This window comes from Xanthomonas cucurbitae, assembly GCF_002939885.1.
Taxonomy (GTDB): domain Bacteria; phylum Pseudomonadota; class Gammaproteobacteria; order Xanthomonadales; family Xanthomonadaceae; genus Xanthomonas; species Xanthomonas cucurbitae.
Map to the genome: position 1 here is coordinate 37,550 of NZ_MDED01000018.1, position 18,657 is coordinate 56,206.

Below are 18,657 nucleotides of genomic sequence, written 5' to 3' on the forward strand. Positions count from 1 at the left end.
CGCGAACGCATCGTACGAGGTGGGGCACATGCACGGATGGTGGTTGAGACAGTCAAGGTCGGTTTGCCTGTTGGCGCTCTGCGCGGCGGCCGCCCCGGCGGCGGCCGTGCCGGTTGGGGTCAGTGTGGCCGACGCCAACGGCGCGCTGGTCGATGCAGTGGTGAGCCTGCAGCCGGCACGCCCTGCCGCCGCCAGCGCAGGCAGGACCGTGGACATGGACCAGATCAATTCGCAGTTCGTACCTGCGGTGCTGGCGGTGCGCACCGGCACCTTGGTGCGCTTTCCCAACAACGATCAGATCCGCCATCAGGTCTATTCGTTCTCTCCCGCCAAGCGCTTCCAGCTGCCGCTGTTCCAGGGCACCACTGCGGCGCCGGTACGCTTCGATCAAGCCGGCCTGGTGACGGTGGGCTGCAACATTCATGATTGGATGCTGGGCTACATCGTGGTGCTGGATACTCCGTATTTCGGCAAGACCGGCAGCGATGGCCGCGTGCAGATCGACGTGCCGGCAGGCAGCTACACCCTGCGGGTATGGCACCCGCGCATCCAGGGCGAGGCGACCAGCCAAGCTCTGGCCGTTGGCCGCGAGCCGCTGCAGCGGCGGGTGCTCCTGCAGACCACCGGTCCTGCACCAGTGGCGACGCCGCCGGATGCGCGCGTGCGCGCGCTGCAGGACAAGTTCCGCAATGCCGCCGATCCCAAGAAAGCACATCCATGAAGGCGATACGCCTGCATACCCGTATCGCCGCGCTGGTGGTGCTGGTGGTGCTTGGCACCCAGGTGCTGACCTTTGTCGCGGTGCAGATGGCGACCGAGCGCAGCGTCAAGGCGCAGCTGGCCGAGGAACTGCTGACCGGTGAACGGGTCTGGCAGCGCATCAACCTGCGCCGCGACGAACAATTGCTGCAAGCGGCGTCGGTTCTGGCCGACGACTTTGGTTTTCGTGCCGCCGTGGCCAGCGGCGACGTGCCGACCATGCAGTCGGCGCTGCGCAATCACGCTGCACGCATGGATGCGCCCACGGCCTTGTTGCTGGCCCCCGACGGACAGTTGCTGACCGGGCTGGAAGACCTGCCGCAGACCGGGCAGCTACGGGCGGTGCAGGCATTGCTGCTGCAGGCACAGCGTCATGGGCGGGCGGTCGGCCTGGTGGCGCTGGGCGAGCGGGTGGCGCGGGTGGCGGTAGTGCAGGTACTGGCGCCCAACCGGGTGGGCTGGATTGCCATCGGCAACGAATCCGGGCAAGCCATCGTGCAGGATTTCCGCACCACTACCGGTCTGGATGTCACGTTCCTCAACGATGCGGCGCCGCCTGGCGTGCTGGCCACCACGCTGGAGCCGGCCGCGCGCCTGGAATTTGCGCAGCAACTGCACAGCGTGCAGATTGCGCCGGGCGTGGCGGTGCCGCTGACCTTGGGAGACGCGCGGTATCTGCTCAAGCTGCAGCCGGTGCAGGGAGATCGCCATGTGCAGGTAGTGCTGCAGGCATCGCTGGATCGCGCCATGGCGCCCTACCAGGCGCTCAAGCTGCGCATCCTGCTGCTGGCCGGGCTGGCCACTGCCGCCGCGCTGGGCGTGGCGGTGGTGCTAGCGCGCGGTGTCAGCAAGCCGGTGGCGCAACTGGTGCAGGCTGCCCGGCGCATCCAGCGGGGCGACTACCAGACCGCCGTGCAGATGCCGGCCGGCCGCGAATTGGGCGAGCTGGCGCGGAGTTTTGCCAGCATGCAGCAGCAGATCGCCAGTCGCGAACAACGCATCCTGCACCAGGCGCGGCACGACGCGCTGACCGGGCTGCCCAACCGGTTGTGGCTACTGGAACGGCTGCAGGAGGTTGTCGAGCAGACCGTGGCCGCCGACGGCACCGCAGCGGTGTTGATCCTGGACCTGGAGCGCTTCAAGGAACTCAACGACAGCCTGGGCCACGACTTCGCCGACCAGGTGCTGGTGGAGGTGGGGCAACGCCTGGCCGAGGTCGTGCAGGCGCCGAACATGGTGGGGCGCCTGGGCAGTGACGAATTCATGGTGGTGGTGGCGCAGGCCGACGCCTCCAGCGTGCAGCAGGATGCGCAGCGTCTGCTGCTGCAGCTGCGTCGCCCGTTGGTCTTGCCGCAGGCGCGCATCCAGCTCGAAGCCAGCATCGGCATCGCCCTGATCCCCGAGCATGGCGCGGACCCGGACACCTTGTTGCGGCGTGCCGATATCGCGCGCCGCCAGATCGGCGACACCGCCGCCGTTGGCGCCAGCGTGTATCGCCTGGGCCAGGACGAACAGCATCTGCGCCGCCTGCGGCTCACCGGCGATCTACGCCAGGCCATCGGCGGCAACGAGTTGACCCTGCGGTTCCAGCCCAAGATTTGCCTACGTACCGATCGGGTCGAGCAGGTCGAGGTCCTGGTACGCTGGCATCATCCCGGGCTGGGCCCGATCGGTCCGGACGAATTCATTCCGCTGGCCGAGCACTCCGGGGTGATCCATCCGCTGACCCGTTTCGTGCTGGACGAGGCGCTGCGCTGTCAGGCGCAGTGGCGCCACCAGGGTCTGCAGCTGGGCATGGCGATCAACCTGTCCGCGCTGGACCTGTCCGATCCGGGCTTGCCCGAGTACGTGCGTGCACGCCTGGAACAGCATGCCGTGCCGGCGCAGTCGATCACCCTGGAATTGACCGAAAGTGCATTGATGCGCGATGTGGAAGCGGCGCTGCACATGCTGCATCAACTGCGCAGTGTCGGCGTGCGTCTTTCCATCGACGACTTCGGCACCGGCTATTCCTCGTTGGCCCAACTCAAGCGCATGCCGGTGAACGAATTGAAGATCGACAAGAGCTTCGTCATGCAGCTGGCCGAGGGCACCGACGATGCCTTCATCGTTCGCAGCACGATCGATCTCGGCCACAACCTCGGCCTGAGCGTGATTGCCGAGGGCGTGGAGAATCAGGCGGCCCTGGCGCTGCTGCGTGGGTATGGTTGCGACATGGTGCAGGGCTATCTGTATGCGCCGCCGCTGGAACAGGCCGCGTTGGTGGCCTGGTGCACGCGCCAGCTCGGCGGCGCTGCTCCGGCGCAGGCGGGGCTGCGGCGATGAGCCGTGAGCGCTGCTGCCTGGTGCTTGCCACGGCGCTCGGTCTCGCGCTGCTGCCGGCGCAGGCCATCGCGGGCGACGGGCGTCTGCTCGCCACAGGCGGCGTGTCCACGATCGAAGGCAGCGCGGGTGGCGGTATCGTGCCGTGGGCGACCTTGGCGGGCTACGGCACGCGCGACGAACTTGGCGGTGTAGTGTTCGCCACGCATGTCGATAGCGGCGATTACCAGCTCGACGTGCAGGGTGCGGCATTTACCGTGGGCAACCGCCTGGAGCTGTCGCTTGCGCGTCAGCGGCTGGATCTGGGCACCTTGCAGGATCGTCTGGCGCTGCCGTGGAATGCGCTGGGCCAGGACGTGTTCGGCGCCAAGCTACGCGTGCGGGGCGATCTGGTCTACGGCCGTGGCCCGCAGGTCAGCGTGGGCGTGCAATACAAGCGCCTGCGCGATGGCCGTCTGCCGCTGGCGATCGGCGCCCGCGACGATCACGGTACCGACCTCTACGTCAGTGCCAGCCGCCTCTTGTTGCAGGGCGCAGGCGGCTATCAACTGCTGCTCAACGGCACCGTGCGCGCAACGCGGGCCAACCAGGGTGGCCTGCTCGGCTTCGGTGGTGACCGGCGTAACAGTGATCGGCTGGTCGCCGAGGTCAGCGCTGCGGTGCTGTTGTCGCCCGCATGGGTCGTTGGTGTGGAGTATCGCGACAAGCCGGACAATCTGGGCTTTGCGCGCGAACAGGCCTGGGCAGACGGCTTCGTCGCCTGGTTTCCGAACAAGCATGTCTCGCTGACCGCAGCGTGGGCCGATCTGGGCGACATTGCCACGTTGACCGATCAGCGCGGCCCCTATCTCTCCCTGCAGGTGGCGTTCTGATGAATCGATGGCTGCGTGGTTGCCTGCTGTGCATGCTGTGCCTGCTCGGCGCCTGCGCCACCACGCGCGCGCAGCCGACGTTGTACGACGAGCTCGGCGGGCAGGCCGGTGTCGAGGCCCTGGTGGAGACGATGTTGTCGCGCATTGCCGACGACCAGCGCATCGTCGGCACGTTCGCGCGCGTCAACATCGTCATGCTCAACGCCCGCCTGGTGCAGAAGTTCTGTCACGTTGCCGATGGCCCGTGCCCGGACACCGCCAAGTCGATGCAGCAGGCGCATGCGCACCTGGCCATCCGCGAGGCGGATTTCAATGCCCTGGTCGAGGATCTGAACTGGGCGATGGACCAACGCAAAATCCCCCGTCGCACCCAGAACCGCTTGTTGGCGCGACTGGCTGCGATGCATGGGGAGATCGTCAATCATTGAGCCGCGCGTGTTGCAGCAGGCGGGCTGGGCGACTTCGCTGCCCACGCGGCGGCGAGGTGCCGCCGGTGCATGGCAGGCTCACTGCAATGGCCGCACCCGATGCGAGCCGCGCGCCATCAGGCGCAAGGCCAGCGCATGCGGTAACACGCGCAGCGCCGCATTGACCAGGCGATAGCGCCACCCTGGCACCGCCAGCACCTGCCCGCGCTCCAGCGCGGCGATGCCGTAGTCGGCCACCGCATCGGCCTGCAGCCAGGCCCAGCCGGGCAGGGTGGACATCGCCTCGCGGGTGCCGGTGACGTCGTGGAATTCCGACCACGCAAAGCCCGGGCACAGGGCGCAGACTTTCACCGCACAGTCGGCGTTTTCCAGTGCCAGTGATTCGCTGAAGCGCAGCAGGAAGCTCTTGCTGGCCGCATACAGCGTCTGCCCGTCGGCACCGGGGGTGAGCGCAGCGAACGAGGCCACGTTGAGAATGCGCCCCTGGCCGCTGGCGCGAATCATCGGCAACAACCGCCAGGTGAGTTCGCACACCGCGCCGATCATTACCTGTAGAAAGCGCGCATGCGCGGCCCAGTCGTTGTGCAGATACCGCTCTGGCACGCCGTAGCCGGCATTGTTGACCAGCGTGCCCACCGTCCAGCCTTCGCGCTGGATCTGCGCAACCAGCCTCTGCGCCGCCGCCGGGTCGGCCAGGTCGGCCGGCAGGATCTCCACGCGCACCCGCGTGCCCAGTTCGGCGGCCAGTGCCTGCAGCCGGTCCACCCGCCGCGCGGTCAGGATCAACGGCACGCCTCGCCTGGCGTAGGCTCGCGCGATCTCGCGGCCAATGCCGCTGGAGGCGCCGGTAATCAAGGCGAAGACAGGTGAATCGGACATGCTGGGTTCCTGGCGAGGAAGGAATGGGACATTGGTCGGACACCGGTGTGTCGGCTGTCGTCAGGCCATGGGCTATTCTGTCACCTGTCTTCAACTCAGGAACCTGCGCCTGATGCGTCGCAAACTCGTTGCCGGAAACTGGAAGCTGCATGGCAGCCGCGCCTTCGCCACCGAACTGGTGGCCAAGCTCGCCGCGCACATGCCCCTGGAGGGTGTCGATGTCGTCATCCTGCCGCCCCTGCCTTACCTCGGCGACCTGATCGAGGATTTCGAGGCCCACCACCTTTCCTTCGGCGCCCAGGACGTCAGCAGCAACGAGAAGGGCGCATACACCGGCGAGGTCTCGGCCACCATGCTGGTGGACGTGGGCGCCGAATACGGCCTGGTCGGCCATTCCGAGCGGCGCCAGTACCATCATGAATCCAGCGAGCTGGTGGCACGCAAGTTTGCTGCCGCCATCCACGCTGGGCTCAGGCCGGTGCTGTGCGTGGGCGAATCGCTGGAACAGCGTGAAGCCGGTCAGACCGAGGCAATCCTACGTGCCCAGCTCGAGCCGGTGATCGCCTTGGTCGGTGGTAAAGGCTTCGAGCGGGCCGTGCTCGCGTATGAGCCGATCTGGGCGATCGGCACCGGGCGCACCGCCAGTCCGGCGCAGGCCCAGGCCGTGCATGCCTTCCTGCGTGGCGAAGTGGCGAAAACGGATGCTAGAATCGCCGATTCCCTGCCCATCCTGTACGGGGGCAGTGTCAAGGCCGACAACGCCGCCGAGCTGTTTGCGCAGCCTGACGTCGATGGCGGGCTGGTCGGGGGCGCGTCGCTGGTCGCCGAAGATTTCCTGGCCATCGCGCGTGCGGCGGCCGCTCGTTAACCCATTTAGTTTTGTCCGGGGACGGATTTCGAAATGCTGATGTTGATCCTCAATGTGGTCTACGTACTGGTCGCGCTGGCGATGATTGCGCTGATCCTGATGCAGCGTGGTGCCGGTGCTGCGGCCGGGTCCGGTTTCGGTGCGGGTGCGTCGGGCACGGTGTTCGGGTCGCAAGGGTCGTCGAACTTCCTGTCCAAGTCGACCAAGTGGCTGGCGGTGGTGTTCTTCAGTATCAGCCTGTTCATGGCCTGGTATGCCACGCATGGTGCCCGTCCGACCGACCAGAACCTGGGTGTGATGTCGCAATCTGCCTCCCCGGCGCCAGCAGCGGCCGGCGAGCTGAGCAAGCCCGTTCCGCAAGCCCCGGCTGCCGGTGCGGTGCCGACCGCTCCTGCGCAGTCCTTGCCTGCTGCTGCTCCCGCGCAGCCCGCGCCGACGCAGCAGGTACCTGCGTCCAGCGAAGAAAACGCTTCAGAGCCAGCACAAAAACGCTGAAGCCGGTTACAATACGCCGCGCACTGGGATGCCCAGCGGCGCAACGTATGCCCAGGTGGCGGAATTGGTAGACGCACTACCTTGAGGTGGTAGCGACTTAGGTCGTAGGGGTTCGAGTCCCCTCTTGGGCACCATTGTTTGGCTGCAGTTCCTGCGCATGCGGTTTGCCGCGCGCGGGGTCTGCCTATACCCCATGCCGGCACGCGGCGCGTGCGGGCAGAGGCAAGAGAGAATCGCTGTGCTGGCCGAATATTTGCCGAGTCTGCTGTTTCTGGTTGTCGCCACTGGCATCGGCATCGTGCTGATGCTGATTGGCCGGTTCCTCGCTCCGCGCAGCCCGGATGCGCGCAAGCTCTCGCCGTACGAGTGTGGCTTCGAGGCATTCGAAGACGCGCGCATGAAGTTCGATGTGCGCTACTACCTCATCGCGATCCAGTTCATCGTGTTCGACCTGGAAATCATCTTCATCGTGCCGTGGACGCAGGTGTTCATGGAGATTGGCGCACGCTCGCTGGTCACCATGGGGCTGTTCGTCGGCATGTTGTTCCTCGGCTTTATCTACGTGTGGAAGAAGGGAGCGCTGGAATGGGAGTGATTCAGACCCTGGATCGTCTGATGACCAACCCGATGCCGGAAGGCCGGGTGGAAGACATCCTGCGCCCGGAAGGCGAAAACCCGCTGCTGGAAAAGGGCTATGTCACCACCAGCGTCGATGCGCTGTTGAACTGGGCACGCACCGGCTCGATGTGGCCGATGACGTTCGGTCTGGCCTGTTGTGCGGTCGAGATGATGCATGCCGGTGCCGCGCGTCTGGACCTTGACCGCTACGGCGTGGTGTTCCGCCCTTCGCCGCGCCAGTCCGATGTGATGATCGTGGCCGGGACCCTGGTCAACAAGATGGCCCCGGCGCTGCGCAAGGTCTACGACCAGATGCCCGATCCCAAGTGGGTCATCTCGATGGGCAGCTGCGCCAATGGCGGTGGCTACTATCACTATTCGTATTCGGTGGTGCGCGGTTGCGATCGCATCGTGCCGGTGGACATCTACGTCCCGGGCTGCCCGCCGACCGCCGAGGCGCTGGTCTACGGCATCCTGCAGCTGCAGAAGAAGATCTGGCGTACCCAGACCATCGCACGCTGACACCCGTCTTCTTCTACCGAGAGCAGCCAAGCCCCCATGGCAGAGCAAGCATCCTCCTTCACTGACCGACTTGCGGCACGTTTCGCCGGTGCGCAGATCGCCGTGGTATTGCCGCGCGGCGAAGTGACGCTGGAAGTGTCTGCCGCCGATTGGCACGCGACCTGTCTTGCGCTGCGCGACGAGCTCGGTTTCGAGCAGCTCAGCGACCTGTGCGGCGTCGATTACCTGGGTTATGGCAGCGCCGAATGGGACACCGCCGACGTGTCCTCGCAGGGCTTCAGTCGCGGCGTCGAAGGCAAGGCACTTGGCCGCTTCGCCTGGGGCGAATTCCCCAGCGAGGAAACCTCTGATGGCGCGCAGCCACAGCAGCTGCCCAAGCAGCGCTTTGCGGTGGTCGCGCAGCTGATTTCCTATCAGCACAACCAGCGTCTGCGCGTGCGTTGCTACGCACCGGACGAACAGGTGCCGGTGGTGGCGTCGGTGACCGACATCTGGCCGGGCGTGAACTGGTTCGAGCGCGAAGCGTTCGACCTGTTCGGCATCGTGTTCGATGGTCACCCGGATCTGCGCCGCATCCTGACCGACTATGGATTCGTCGGCCATCCGTTCCGCAAGGATTTCCCGCTGATCGGCAACGTCGAAGTGCGCTACGACGAAGAGCGCAAGCGCGTGGTGTACGAACCGGTGACCTCGGTCGAGCCGCGCGTCGGCGTGCCGCGCGTGATCCGCGACGACGCCCGTTATGAGACTGCCGCCGGTGAAGTGGGCAAGTCGGAGACTGCCAAGTGAGTGAGTTCCGCCAGGCAACCGATGCCTTCGCGAGCAATCCTGTCGAAAGCAAGCAGGAAATCCGCAACTACACGATGAACTTCGGGCCGCAGCATCCTGCGGCGCACGGCGTGCTGCGCCTGATCCTGGAAATGGACGGCGAAACCGTGGTGCGCGCCGATCCGCATATCGGCCTGCTGCACCGTGGCACCGAGAAGCTGGCCGAATCCAAGCCGTTCAATCAGTCGGTGCCGTACATGGACCGTCTGGACTACGTGTCGATGATGTGCAACGAGCATGCCTATGTGCGCGCGATCGAGTCCTTGATGGGCATCGAGGCGCCCGAGCGTGCGCAGTACATCCGCACCATGTTCGACGAGATCACACGCATCAAGAACCACTTGATGTGGGTCGGTTCCAACGCACTCGATCTGGGCGCAATGGCGGTGATGCTGTACGCATTCCGCGAGCGCGAAGAGCTGATGGACGTGTACGAGGCGGTCAGCGGCGCGCGCATGCACGCGGCCTACTACCGCCCGGGTGGCGTCTACCGCGATCTGCCCGATCGCATGCCGCAGTACAAGGAATCGCGCTGGCACAAGGGTGGGGCGCTGAAGAAGCGCAACGCCGGTCGTGAAGGCACCATGCTGGACTTCCTGGAGGAGTTCACCAACACCTTCCCGTCGCGCGTGGACGAATACGAAACCCTGCTGACCGACAACCGCATCTGGAAGCAGCGCACCGTGGATGTGGGCATCATCAGCCCGGACCTGGCGCGTGCCTGGGGCATGACCGGTCCGATGTTGCGTGGTTCGGGCATCGAGTGGGATCTGCGCAAGAAGCAGCCGTACGCCAAGTACGATGCGGTGGACTTCGACATCCCGGTCGGCACCAACGGCGATTGCTACGACCGCTACCTGGTCCGCGTGGCCGAGATGCGCGAGTCCAATCGCATCATCAAGCAGTGCGTGACCTGGCTCAAGGCCAACCCAGGCCCGGTCATGGTGCCCAATTTCAAGGTCGCTCCGCCCAGCCGCGAAGGCATGAAGGACGACATGGAAGCGCTGATCCATCACTTCAAGCTGTTCAGTGAAGGCTACTGCGTGCCAGCCGGCGAAACCTATAGCGCGGTCGAAGCGCCCAAGGGCGAGTTCGGCTGCTACCTGCTGTCCGATGGCGCCAACAAGCCGTTCCGCGTGCATCTGCGCGCGCCGGGCTTTGCGCATCTGTCGTCGATGGACGCCGTGGTGCGTGGCTATCTGCTGGCCGACGTCGTGGCGATGATCGGTACTTACGATTTGGTTTTCGGTGAGGTTGACCGATGAAGGCGACGGGTAATTTCGAAGCGGCGCGCGACGTCGATCCGCAGGTGGTGCTGAGCGACAAGACGCGCGCGCACATCGATCATTGGCTGGCCAAGTTCCCGCCCGACCGCAAACGGTCGGCGGTGCTGCAGGGCCTGCACGCTGCGCAGGAACAGAACCAGGGCTGGCTGACCGACGAGTTGATCGTCGGCGTGGCCAAGTACCTGGAACTGCCGCCGGTGTGGGCCTATGAGGTCGCCAGTTTCTACTCGATGTTCGAGACCGAAAAGGTCGGCCGCCACAATGTGGCGTTCTGCACCAACATCAGCTGCTGGCTCAACGGCGCCGAAGATCTGCTGGCGCACGCGGAGAAGAAGCTGGGTTGCAAGTTGGGTCAGTCGACGGCCGATGGCCGCGTCTACCTCAAGCGAGAAGAAGAGTGCCTGGCGGCCTGTTCCGCAGCGCCGATGATGGTCATCAACGGCCATTACCACGAGCACCTGACGAAAGAGAAGGTCGACGCGCTGCTGGACGGGCTGGAATAAGACATGGCACATCATCACGCACCTACCGGTCCGGTCGGTCCGGCACCGTTGCCGCACCAGGTCGTCTACACCACCCTGCACTACGATACTCCGTGGTCGTACGAGAGCTACCTCAAGACTGGTGGCTACGCCGCGCTGCGCAAGATCCTGGAAGAAAAGATCGCGCCGGCCGACGTGATCGAAATGGTCAAAGCATCGAACCTGCGCGGCCGTGGCGGCGCGGGCTTCCCGACCGGTTTGAAGTGGTCGTTCATGCCCAAGGGCACCATGCAGAAGTACATCCTGTGCAACTCGGACGAATCCGAGCCGGGTACCTGCAAGGACCGCGACATCCTGCGTTACAACCCGCACTCGGTGGTGGAGGGCATGGCGATCGCCTGCTACGCCACCGGCTCGACCGTGGGCTACAACTACCTGCGTGGCGAGTTCCACCACGAGCCGTTTGAAAACTTCGAGCTGGCGCTGGCTGATGCCTATGCCAACGGCTGGCTGGGCAAGAACATCCTCGGCAGCGGCGTGGATATCGATATCTACGGTGCGCTGGGTGCCGGTGCCTACATCTGCGGCGAAGAAACCGCATTGATGGAATCGCTGGAAGGCAAGAAGGGCCAGCCGCGCTACAAGCCGCCGTTCCCGGCCAATTTTGGCCTGTACGGCAAGCCGACCACCATCAACAACACCGAGACCTATGCGTCGGTGCCGGCGATCATCCGCAACGGCCCGGAGTGGTTCCTCGGCCTGAGCAAGACCAAGAACGGCGGCCCGAAGATTTTCTCGGTCTCCGGTTGCGTGCAGAAGGGCGGCAACTTCGAAGTGCCGCTCGGCACCACATTCGACGAACTGCTGGAAATGGCCGGCGGTCTGCGCCCAGGTCGCAAGCTGAAGGGCGTGGTGCCCGGCGGTGTGTCGATGCCGGTGCTGAAGGCCGACCAGGTCGCTGGCCTGCAGATGGATTACGACACCTTGCGTGCGCTGGGCACCGGTCTGGGGTCGGGCGCCATCGTGGTGCTGGACGACAGCGTCTGCTGCGTGCGTTTCGCCTGCCGCATCTCGCAGTTCTTCCACAAGGAATCCTGCGGCCAGTGCACCCCGTGCCGCGAAGGTACCGGCTGGATGCACCGCGTGCTGGAGCGCATCGTCGCCAGCAAGGCCACGATGGAAGACCTGCATCAGCTGCGCACCGTCGCCGGCCAGATCGAAGGCCACACCATCTGCGCGTTCGGTGAAGCGGCCGCATGGCCGATCCAGGGCTTCCTGCGTCAGTTCTGGGACGAGTTCGAGTACTACATCGTCAACGGTCGTTCGATCGTCGACACGCAAGTCGGAGTGGCCGCATGAGCGCCCAACCAGTGAACCCGAACGTGCCGCCGGATCATGTGACCGTCGAGATCGACGGCCAGAGCCTGGTCGTGCCGAAGGGCTCGATGATTATCCAGGCCGCCGACAAGGCCGGCATTCCGATCCCGCGTTTCTGCTACCACGAGAAGCTGCCGATCGCCGCCAACTGCCGCATGTGCCTGGTGGATGTCGAGAAGTCGCCCAAGCCGTCGCCCGCCTGCGCCACGCCGGTGATGGATGGCATGAAGGTCACCACGCGTAGCGAAAAAGCGCTGAAGTACCAGCGCAGCGTGATGGAATTCCTGCTCATCAATCACCCGCTGGATTGCCCGATCTGCGATCAGGGCGGCGAGTGCGAGTTGCAGGACGTCTCGCTCGGTTACGGCCGTTCGGTGAGCCGCTTCAACGAGCGCAAGCGCGTGGTGCCGGACGAGGACATCGGTCCGCTGGTTGCCACCGAGATGACCCGTTGCATCCAGTGCACCCGCTGCGTGCGTTTCACCGCAGATATCGCCGGTACCTACGAACTGGGCGGCATGTATCGCGGCGAGAACCTGCAGATCGGCACCTACGACGGCAAGCCGTTGACCACCGAAATTTCCGGCAACGTCATCGACGTATGCCCGGTGGGCGCGCTGACCAACAAGGTGTTCCAGTTCCGTGCGCGTCCGTGGGAACTGATGGCGCGCGAATCGCTGGGTTACCACGATGCGATGGGCTCGAACCTGTTCCTGCATGTGCGTCGCGGCGAAGTGCTGCGGACCGTGCCGCGCGAGAACGAGGCGGTCAACGAGTGCTGGCTGTCCGATCGCGATCGTTATTCGCACCAGGGCCTGTATTCGGAAGACCGTGCGGTCAAGCCGCTGAAGAAGATCAATGGCGAGTGGGCCGAGGTGAGCTGGGCCGAAGGGTTGGCTGCCGCGACCCAGATCCTGCGCGACAACGCCGGCGATCAGCTCGGCGTGCTGGTGCATCCGTCCACCTCGAACGAAGAGGGCGCGTTGCTTGCCCGTCTGGCCGAAGGGCTGGGCAGCGGCAACCTGGATCACCGCCTGCTGAACCGCGACTTCTCCGACGCGGCAGTGGCGCAAGCCTTCGCAACGCCGCTGGCCGAGATCGAGCAGGCCGATGTGGTAGTGTTATTCGGCAGCAACGTGCGTCATGAGCTGCCGCTGCTGCATGCGCGGTTGCGCAAGGCGCACATCCAGAACGGCACGCAGATCCATTCGGTCAACCCGGTCGATTTCGATTTCGCCTTCACCCAGGCTAGCCGCACCGTGGTCGCGCCGTCGCAGCTGGCAGCTGCGCTCGATGACGCCACCCTGCGTGATGCGGTCAAGGGCGCGAGCCGTGCGGTGATCGTGGTCGGCGCTTTGGCCGAGAATCATCCGCAGGCTGCGGCGCTGCGTGCAGCTGCACGTGACTTCGCCACCGCAACCGGCGCCTCGCTGTGCCGCATCCCGCAGGGCGCCAACGCCGTGGGCCTCGTGTCGCAGGGCGTGCTGCCGACCGCACGCGATGTGGCCGGCATGCTGATGCAACCGCGTCAGGCTTACGTGTTGTATGGCATCGAGCCGGGTCTGGATTTTGCCGACGCCGCCGCTGCGCGCAGCGCGCTTGCCGGTGCCAAGGTGGTTGCATTCAGCCAGTTCGCCTGCGCTTCAACGCGCGATGTGGCCGACGTGATCCTGCCGATCGGCGCGTTGCCGGAAATCGATGCCTCGCTGACCAATCTCGATGGTCGCGTGCAGACCGCACGTGCCGCAGGCCGCCTGCCGGTCGAGGCGCGCGAAGGCTGGCGGGTACTGCGTGCGCTCGGTGGCGAGTTGGGCCTGGCCGGTTTCGAGTTCACCGATCTGGTCGGCCTGCGTGCCGGCATGCAGAACCGCACGGTGAGCCCGGTCGCTTCTGCGCAGCCGGCCGTCTCCGGCGCGGGTCTGGAAGTGGCGGCAACGGCGGCGATCTATCGCACCGATGCCGTCGTGCGCCGTGCCGCCGCGCTGCAGTCGCATCCGCTCAACATCGCCCCGTGCGTGGCGATGCATCCGGAGCAGGCCTCGCAGTTGCAGGTCGGCGAAGGGCAGATGGTCAAGGTCGGCACCGACGCCGGTAAGGCGACGCTGCCGGTGGTGCTGGACAAGCGCGTTGCACCGGGCACGGTGTGGATTGAGTCCGGCCACGGCGCAACTGCGCCGCTCGGTGCCGGTCGCGTAACGGTGGTGGCTGCATGAACGAATTGCTGTTGAACGTGGTCGACCCCCTGCACCAGTGGTTTGTTGGTCTGGGCGATGGCGGCATCCTGCTGTGGACCGTGTTGAAGATCCTGCTGATCGCCGTGCCGGTGATCGTCACGGTGGCCTTCTACGTGGTCTGGGAGCGCAAGCTCATCGGCTGGATGCACGTACGCCACGGGCCGATGTACGTGGGCATGGGTATTTTCCAGGCCTTCGCCGACGTGTTCAAACTCCTGTTCAAGGAGATCGTGCAACCGGCCAGCTCGCACAAGGCGATGTTCATCATCGCGCCGCTGTTGACGCTGGCGCCGGCCTTTGCCGCCTGGTCGGTGGTGCCGTTCGATGCGCAGTTGGTGTTGTCCAATGCCAATGTGGGTCTGCTGTACCTGCTGGCGATGACCTCGTTGGGCGTGTACGGCATCATCCTTGCGGGCTGGGCGTCCAATTCCAAGTACGCCTTCCTGGGTGCGATGCGCTCGGCCGCGCAGGTGGTCAGCTACGAAATCGCGATGGGCTTTGCGCTGGTCGGCGTGATGATCGCCTCCGGTAGCGTCAACCTGAGCCAGATCGTGTTCGCGCAGGCCGGCAACTCCGGGTTCTTCGATTGGTTCCTGATTCCGCTGTTCCCGCTGTTCATCGTGTACTGGGTCTCCGGCGTCGCCGAAACCAATCGCGCGCCGTTCGACGTGGTGGAAGGCGAATCGGAAATCGTTGCCGGCCACATGGTGGAATACTCGGGCGGCGCGTTCGCGCTGTTCTTCCTCGCCGAATACGCCAACATGATCCTGGTCAGCTTCCTGATCTCGATCTTCTTCCTCGGTGGCTGGCTGAGCCCGATCCAGGGCTGGGTCAATGCGGATATCTCGCCGTGGATCGACTGGCTGTGGAAGGGCGGTTGGCCGTGGCTGCTGATGAAGGTGTTCTTCTTCGCCAGCGCCTACATCTGGTTCCGCGCCAGCTTCCCGCGCTACCGCTACGACCAGATCATGCGCCTGGGCTGGAAGGTGTTCATTCCGCTCACGATCGTGTGGATCGCAGTGACGGCATTGATGGTGTTTTACGGCGTGATCCAGAAGGGCGTGTAATTGATGAACAAGATCACCCATTACTTCAAGAGCCTGCTGCTGCTCGAACTGCTCGGCGGTTTGTGGCTGACGTTGAAATACACGTTCAAGCCCAAGTACACCGTGCTGTACCCGATGGAGAAGTTCCCGCAGTCGCCGCGTTTCCGTGGCTTGCACGCCCTGCGTCGCTATCCCAACGGCGAAGAGCGCTGCATCGCGTGCAAGCTGTGCGAAGCGGTCTGCCCGGCGCTGGCGATCACCATCGACTCGGCCAAGCGCGAAGACGGCACCCGCCGCACCACCCGCTACGACATCGACCTGTTCAAGTGCATCTTCTGCGGCTTCTGCGAAGAAAGCTGCCCGGTGGACTCGATCGTCGAGACGCACATCCTCGAGTATCACTTCGAGAAGCGTGGCGAGAACATTGTCAACAAGCCGCAGCTGCTGGCGATCGGAGACCGGCTGGAAGCCGAGATCGCCGAGCGTCGCGCTGCCGATGCCGCCTTCCGTTGAGGTCATGATGGACTGGGTCTCTATTGCTTTCTACGCCTTCTCCGCCATCGCGGTCGTTTCCGCCGGCGCGGTGATCAGCGTGCGCAATCCGGTGTACGCCGTGTTGTGCCTGATCCTCACCTTCTTCTCGATGGCCTGCATCTGGCTGCTGGTCGGTGCCGAGTTTCTCGGCGTCACGCTGGTGCTGGTCTATGTCGGTGCGGTGATGGTGTTGTTCCTGTTCGTGGTGATGATGCTCGACATCGACACCAGCCGCCTGCGCGAGGGCTGGGTCAGGTACATGCCGGTCGGTGTCATCGTCGCCGTGGCGATGCTGGTGCAGATGGTCACCCTGATCGGCGTCAAGGCGCGTAGCGCCACGCCATTTCCGGCCGACAACGCCGCAGCGCAGGCGGCTGACGTGTCCAATCTGACCTGGCTTGCCAAGAGCCTGTACACCGAGTTCCTGCTGCCGTTCGAGTTTGCGGCAGTGATCCTCACCGTGGCGGTGGTGGCGGCGGTGATGCTGACCCTGCGCAAGCGCACCGGCATCAAGATGCAGAATGCGTCCGAGCAGTCGCGGGTCAAGGCTGGCGATCGTCTGCGCATGGTCAAAATGGCGGTTGAAAAGCCGGTACAGGTCGCACCGCAGCCGGATGTGATCGACGGACAGGAGGCAAAGTCTTGATTACCTTGGGCCACCTGCTGGGATTGGGCGCGGTGCTGTTCTGCATTTCCCTGGCCGGCATCTTCCTCAACCGCAAGAACGTCATCGTGTTGCTGATGTCGATCGAGTTGATGCTGCTGTCGGTCAACGTCAACTTCATTGCGTTCTCGCGCGAGCTCGGCGACACCGCCGGTCAGTTGTTCGTGTTCTTCATCCTGACCGTTGCCGCCGCGGAGGCCGCCATCGGTCTTGCGATCCTGGTGACTCTGTTCCGTACGCGCCGCACGATCAATGTGGCCGAAGTCGACACGTTGAAGGGCTGACCCGTAGATGGAAATCACTCTCTCCAAGAGTCTGCTGATCGCAGTGGTGCTCGCACCGCTGGTCGGCAGCATCATCGCCGGCCTGTTCGGTCGTCAGGTGGGGCGCAAGGGCGCACAGTACGTCACCATCCTCGGCGTGGCGGTCAGCTGCGCGCTGTCGTGCCTGACGCTGTACCAACTGGTGGAGCAGGGCGCCAGCCCGTTCAACCAGAACCTGTACACCTTCTTCGACGTCGGCAACTACTCGGCGCATGTCGGTTTCATGGTCGATCGTCTGACCGCGATGATGATGGTGGTGGTGACCTTCGTGTCGCTGCTGGTGCACATCTACACCATCGGCTACATGGAAGAAGACCCGGGCTACCAGCGCTTCTTCAGCTACATCTCGTTGTTCACCTTCTCCATGCTCACGCTGGTGATGAGCAACAACTTCCTGCAGCTGTTCTTCGGCTGGGAAGCGGTGGGCCTGGTGTCCTACCTGTTGATCGGTTTCTGGTTCAAACGCCCGACGGCGGTGTTCGCCAACATGAAGGCGTTCCTGGTCAACCGTGTCGGTGACTTCGGTTTCATTCTCGGCATTGCCGGTGTGCTGCTGTGGTTCGGTTCGCTGGATTACTCCACCGTGTTCGCCAATGCGACCACCATGGCAGGCGCCAAGGTGCAGCTGTTCGCCGGCCACGAATGGAGCGTGATGACGCTGATCTGCATCTGCCTGTTCATCGGTGCGATGGGCAAGTCGGCGCAGGTGCCGTTGCACGTGTGGCTGCCGGACTCGATGGAAGGCCCGACCCCGATCTCGGCGCTGATCCACGCCGCGACCATGGTCACCGCCGGTATCTTCATGGTGGCGCGCATGTCGCCGCTGTTCGAACTGTCGCAGACCGCGCTGAACTTCATTTTGTTCATCGGTGCGACCACGGCCTTCTTCACCGGCCTGATCGGCATCGTGCAGAACGACATCAAGCGCGTGGTGGCGTATTCGACGCTGTCGCAGCTGGGCTATATGACAGTGGCGCTGGGCGTGTCGGCCTATTCGGCGGCGGTGTTCCACCTGATGACGCATGCCTTCTTCAAGGCGCTGCTGTTCCTGGCGGCCGGCTCGGTCATCATCGGCATGCACCACGAGCAGGACATGCGCAAGATGGGTGGCCTGCGCAAGTACATGAAGGTGACCTACTGGACCAGTGTGATTGGTACCCTGGCCCTGGTCGGTACACCGTTCTTCTCCGGCTTCTATTCGAAGGACACCATCATCGAGGCGGCCGCGCATCACGCCCACGAGTCGCATAGTTGGGTTGCGACCTATGGTTATTGGGCAGTGCTCGGTGGCGTGCTGGTGACCAGCTTCTACAGCTTCCGCCTGCTGTTCCTCACCTTTCACGGCAAGGAACGCTTCCGTGATGCCCATGCGCATGCCCACCACGACAGCGCGCATGCCGATGCACATGGCAGCCATGCGCATGACGATCACGCGCATGACGATCACGGCCACGGCCACCACGGTGCGCATGAGCCGCACGAGTCCAAGTGGGTGGTGACGTTGCCATTGATCCTGCTGGCGATTCCATCGGTGGCGATCGGCTTCTTCACCATCGGCCCGATGCTGTTCGGTACCGATTGGCAGGGTCACCATGCAGCGCACGCGCTCAAGGGGCAGGCAGTGTCGTTCTTCACCGGCATCGTGGATTTCTACGATCCGGCGCGCGACACCGTCGGCGCACTGGCCGAAGAATTCCACGGCCCGGTCGCGTTCGCGCTGCATGGCATGCAAGCGGCGCCGTTCTTCCTGACCGTCGCCGGTCTGTTGCTTGCCGCGCTGTTCTACCTGTGGAAGCCGGAACTGGCCACCAAGTCACGCAAGGCGTTCGCGCCGGTCGTATGGCTGCTGGAAAACAAGTACGGCTTTGACAAGCTCTGGATCAATGGCTTCGCCGGTGGCGGCGTGGTTCTTGGCAAGGCGTCCCGTGCAATCGATACCCATGTGGTCGACGGCGTGGTCGTCAATGGTTCTGCCCGACTGATCGACCTGGCTGCAACTCTGCTGCGTCGCACGCAATCCGGTTTCCTCTATCACTACGCCTTCGCAATGATCATCGGTTTGATCGCCTTGTTGGCGGTACTGATGCATTTCTGGCGTTGACCTGTACGGAATAAGAAAA

Annotated in this window: 19 protein-coding genes and 1 tRNA gene; 19 read left to right on the top strand and 1 reads right to left on the bottom strand. The window is 64.3% G+C overall.

Going from position 1 to position 18,657, the window contains the following annotated elements:
* The first annotated feature begins 28 nt into the window (after positions 1–28).
* From XcuCFBP2542_RS11050 to XcuCFBP2542_RS11065, 4 genes are read left to right on the top strand one after another with little or no spacing between them, the layout of a single operon-like run.
* On the top strand, positions 29–721 hold the full coding sequence (locus tag XcuCFBP2542_RS11050) for a methylamine utilization protein (RefSeq protein ID WP_104603626.1): 693 nt from the start codon (positions 29–31) through the stop codon (positions 719–721).
* The gene (locus XcuCFBP2542_RS11055; RefSeq protein WP_104603627.1) at positions 718–3,084 is read left to right on the top strand and encodes a putative bifunctional diguanylate cyclase/phosphodiesterase; all 2,367 of its coding nucleotides are present in this window, start codon (positions 718–720) and stop codon (positions 3,082–3,084) included. Before XcuCFBP2542_RS11050 ends, XcuCFBP2542_RS11055 begins: the two co-directional genes overlap by 4 nt.
* Positions 3,081–3,953, top strand: coding sequence for a DUF3034 family protein (locus XcuCFBP2542_RS11060; RefSeq protein WP_223214431.1), 873 nt, complete (start codon positions 3,081–3,083; stop codon positions 3,951–3,953). The genes XcuCFBP2542_RS11055 and XcuCFBP2542_RS11060 overlap by 4 nt, the downstream gene beginning before the upstream one ends.
* Positions 3,953–4,381, top strand: coding sequence for a group I truncated hemoglobin (locus tag XcuCFBP2542_RS11065; protein ID WP_104603629.1), 429 nt, complete (start codon positions 3,953–3,955; stop codon positions 4,379–4,381). Before XcuCFBP2542_RS11060 ends, XcuCFBP2542_RS11065 begins: the two co-directional genes overlap by 1 nt.
* Positions 4,382–4,459: 78 nt before the next feature.
* Here the strand turns inward: XcuCFBP2542_RS11065 and XcuCFBP2542_RS11070 are convergent, their stop codons facing one another.
* The gene (locus XcuCFBP2542_RS11070) at positions 4,460–5,260 is read right to left on the bottom strand and encodes an SDR family NAD(P)-dependent oxidoreductase (RefSeq protein WP_104603630.1); all 801 of its coding nucleotides are present in this window, start codon (positions 5,258–5,260) and stop codon (positions 4,460–4,462) included.
* Between the two features lie 112 nt (positions 5,261–5,372).
* On the opposite strand from XcuCFBP2542_RS11070, the gene tpiA reads away from it, so the two are divergent.
* The 15 genes from tpiA (at position 5,373) to nuoL (ending at position 18,638) form a co-directional block, all read left to right on the top strand.
* A complete protein-coding gene (gene tpiA / locus XcuCFBP2542_RS11075) occupies positions 5,373–6,128 on the top strand; it encodes a triose-phosphate isomerase (RefSeq protein WP_104603631.1) in 756 nt (251 codons plus the stop codon).
* Between the two features lie 33 nt (positions 6,129–6,161).
* A complete protein-coding gene (secG, locus tag XcuCFBP2542_RS11080; protein ID WP_104603632.1) occupies positions 6,162–6,623 on the top strand; it encodes a preprotein translocase subunit SecG in 462 nt (153 codons plus the stop codon).
* 49 nt (positions 6,624–6,672) lie between these two features.
* Positions 6,673–6,757, top strand: a tRNA-Leu gene (locus XcuCFBP2542_RS11085).
* 104 nt (positions 6,758–6,861) lie between these two features.
* Positions 6,862–7,218, top strand: a complete 357-nt coding sequence (locus XcuCFBP2542_RS11090; RefSeq protein ID WP_011037659.1) for an NADH-quinone oxidoreductase subunit A — start codon at positions 6,862–6,864, stop codon at positions 7,216–7,218.
* The gene (locus XcuCFBP2542_RS11095) at positions 7,209–7,763 is read left to right on the top strand and encodes a NuoB/complex I 20 kDa subunit family protein (protein WP_016944318.1); all 555 of its coding nucleotides are present in this window, start codon (positions 7,209–7,211) and stop codon (positions 7,761–7,763) included. Before XcuCFBP2542_RS11090 ends, XcuCFBP2542_RS11095 begins: the two co-directional genes overlap by 10 nt.
* A 36-nt stretch (positions 7,764–7,799) precedes the next feature.
* The gene (locus XcuCFBP2542_RS11100; protein ID WP_104603633.1) at positions 7,800–8,552 is read left to right on the top strand and encodes an NADH-quinone oxidoreductase subunit C; all 753 of its coding nucleotides are present in this window, start codon (positions 7,800–7,802) and stop codon (positions 8,550–8,552) included.
* Positions 8,549–9,856, top strand: coding sequence for an NADH-quinone oxidoreductase subunit D (locus XcuCFBP2542_RS11105; protein ID WP_104603634.1), 1,308 nt, complete (start codon positions 8,549–8,551; stop codon positions 9,854–9,856). Before XcuCFBP2542_RS11100 ends, XcuCFBP2542_RS11105 begins: the two co-directional genes overlap by 4 nt.
* A complete protein-coding gene (nuoE, locus tag XcuCFBP2542_RS11110) occupies positions 9,853–10,380 on the top strand; it encodes an NADH-quinone oxidoreductase subunit NuoE (protein ID WP_005991372.1) in 528 nt (175 codons plus the stop codon). Before XcuCFBP2542_RS11105 ends, nuoE begins: the two co-directional genes overlap by 4 nt.
* A gap of 3 nt (positions 10,381–10,383) precedes the next feature.
* Positions 10,384–11,718, top strand: coding sequence for an NADH-quinone oxidoreductase subunit NuoF (nuoF, locus tag XcuCFBP2542_RS11115; protein ID WP_104603635.1), 1,335 nt, complete (start codon positions 10,384–10,386; stop codon positions 11,716–11,718).
* Positions 11,715–13,949 carry an NADH-quinone oxidoreductase subunit NuoG gene (nuoG, locus tag XcuCFBP2542_RS11120; protein ID WP_104603636.1) on the top strand — a complete coding sequence of 745 codons (2,235 nt, stop codon included), beginning with the start codon at positions 11,715–11,717 and terminating at the stop codon, positions 13,947–13,949. The genes nuoF and nuoG overlap by 4 nt, the downstream gene beginning before the upstream one ends.
* Entirely contained in the window at positions 13,946–15,037 is a 1,092-nt protein-coding gene (gene nuoH / locus XcuCFBP2542_RS11125; protein WP_104603637.1) for an NADH-quinone oxidoreductase subunit NuoH, read from the top strand. The genes nuoG and nuoH overlap by 4 nt, the downstream gene beginning before the upstream one ends.
* Before the next feature lie 3 nt (positions 15,038–15,040).
* On the top strand, positions 15,041–15,529 hold the full coding sequence (gene nuoI / locus XcuCFBP2542_RS11130) for an NADH-quinone oxidoreductase subunit NuoI (protein ID WP_014508211.1): 489 nt from the start codon (positions 15,041–15,043) through the stop codon (positions 15,527–15,529).
* A 4-nt stretch (positions 15,530–15,533) separates the two neighbouring features.
* Positions 15,534–16,196 carry an NADH-quinone oxidoreductase subunit J gene (locus tag XcuCFBP2542_RS11135; RefSeq protein WP_211292998.1) on the top strand — a complete coding sequence of 221 codons (663 nt, stop codon included), beginning with the start codon at positions 15,534–15,536 and terminating at the stop codon, positions 16,194–16,196.
* Positions 16,193–16,498: an NADH-quinone oxidoreductase subunit NuoK gene (nuoK, locus tag XcuCFBP2542_RS11140; RefSeq protein WP_005914274.1), complete on the top strand. Its 306-nt coding sequence runs from the start codon at positions 16,193–16,195 to the stop codon at positions 16,496–16,498. Before XcuCFBP2542_RS11135 ends, nuoK begins: the two co-directional genes overlap by 4 nt.
* A 7-nt stretch (positions 16,499–16,505) precedes the next feature.
* Positions 16,506–18,638: an NADH-quinone oxidoreductase subunit L gene (gene nuoL / locus XcuCFBP2542_RS11145; protein ID WP_104603638.1), complete on the top strand. Its 2,133-nt coding sequence runs from the start codon at positions 16,506–16,508 to the stop codon at positions 18,636–18,638.
* Positions 18,639–18,657: the final 19 nt, after the last annotated feature.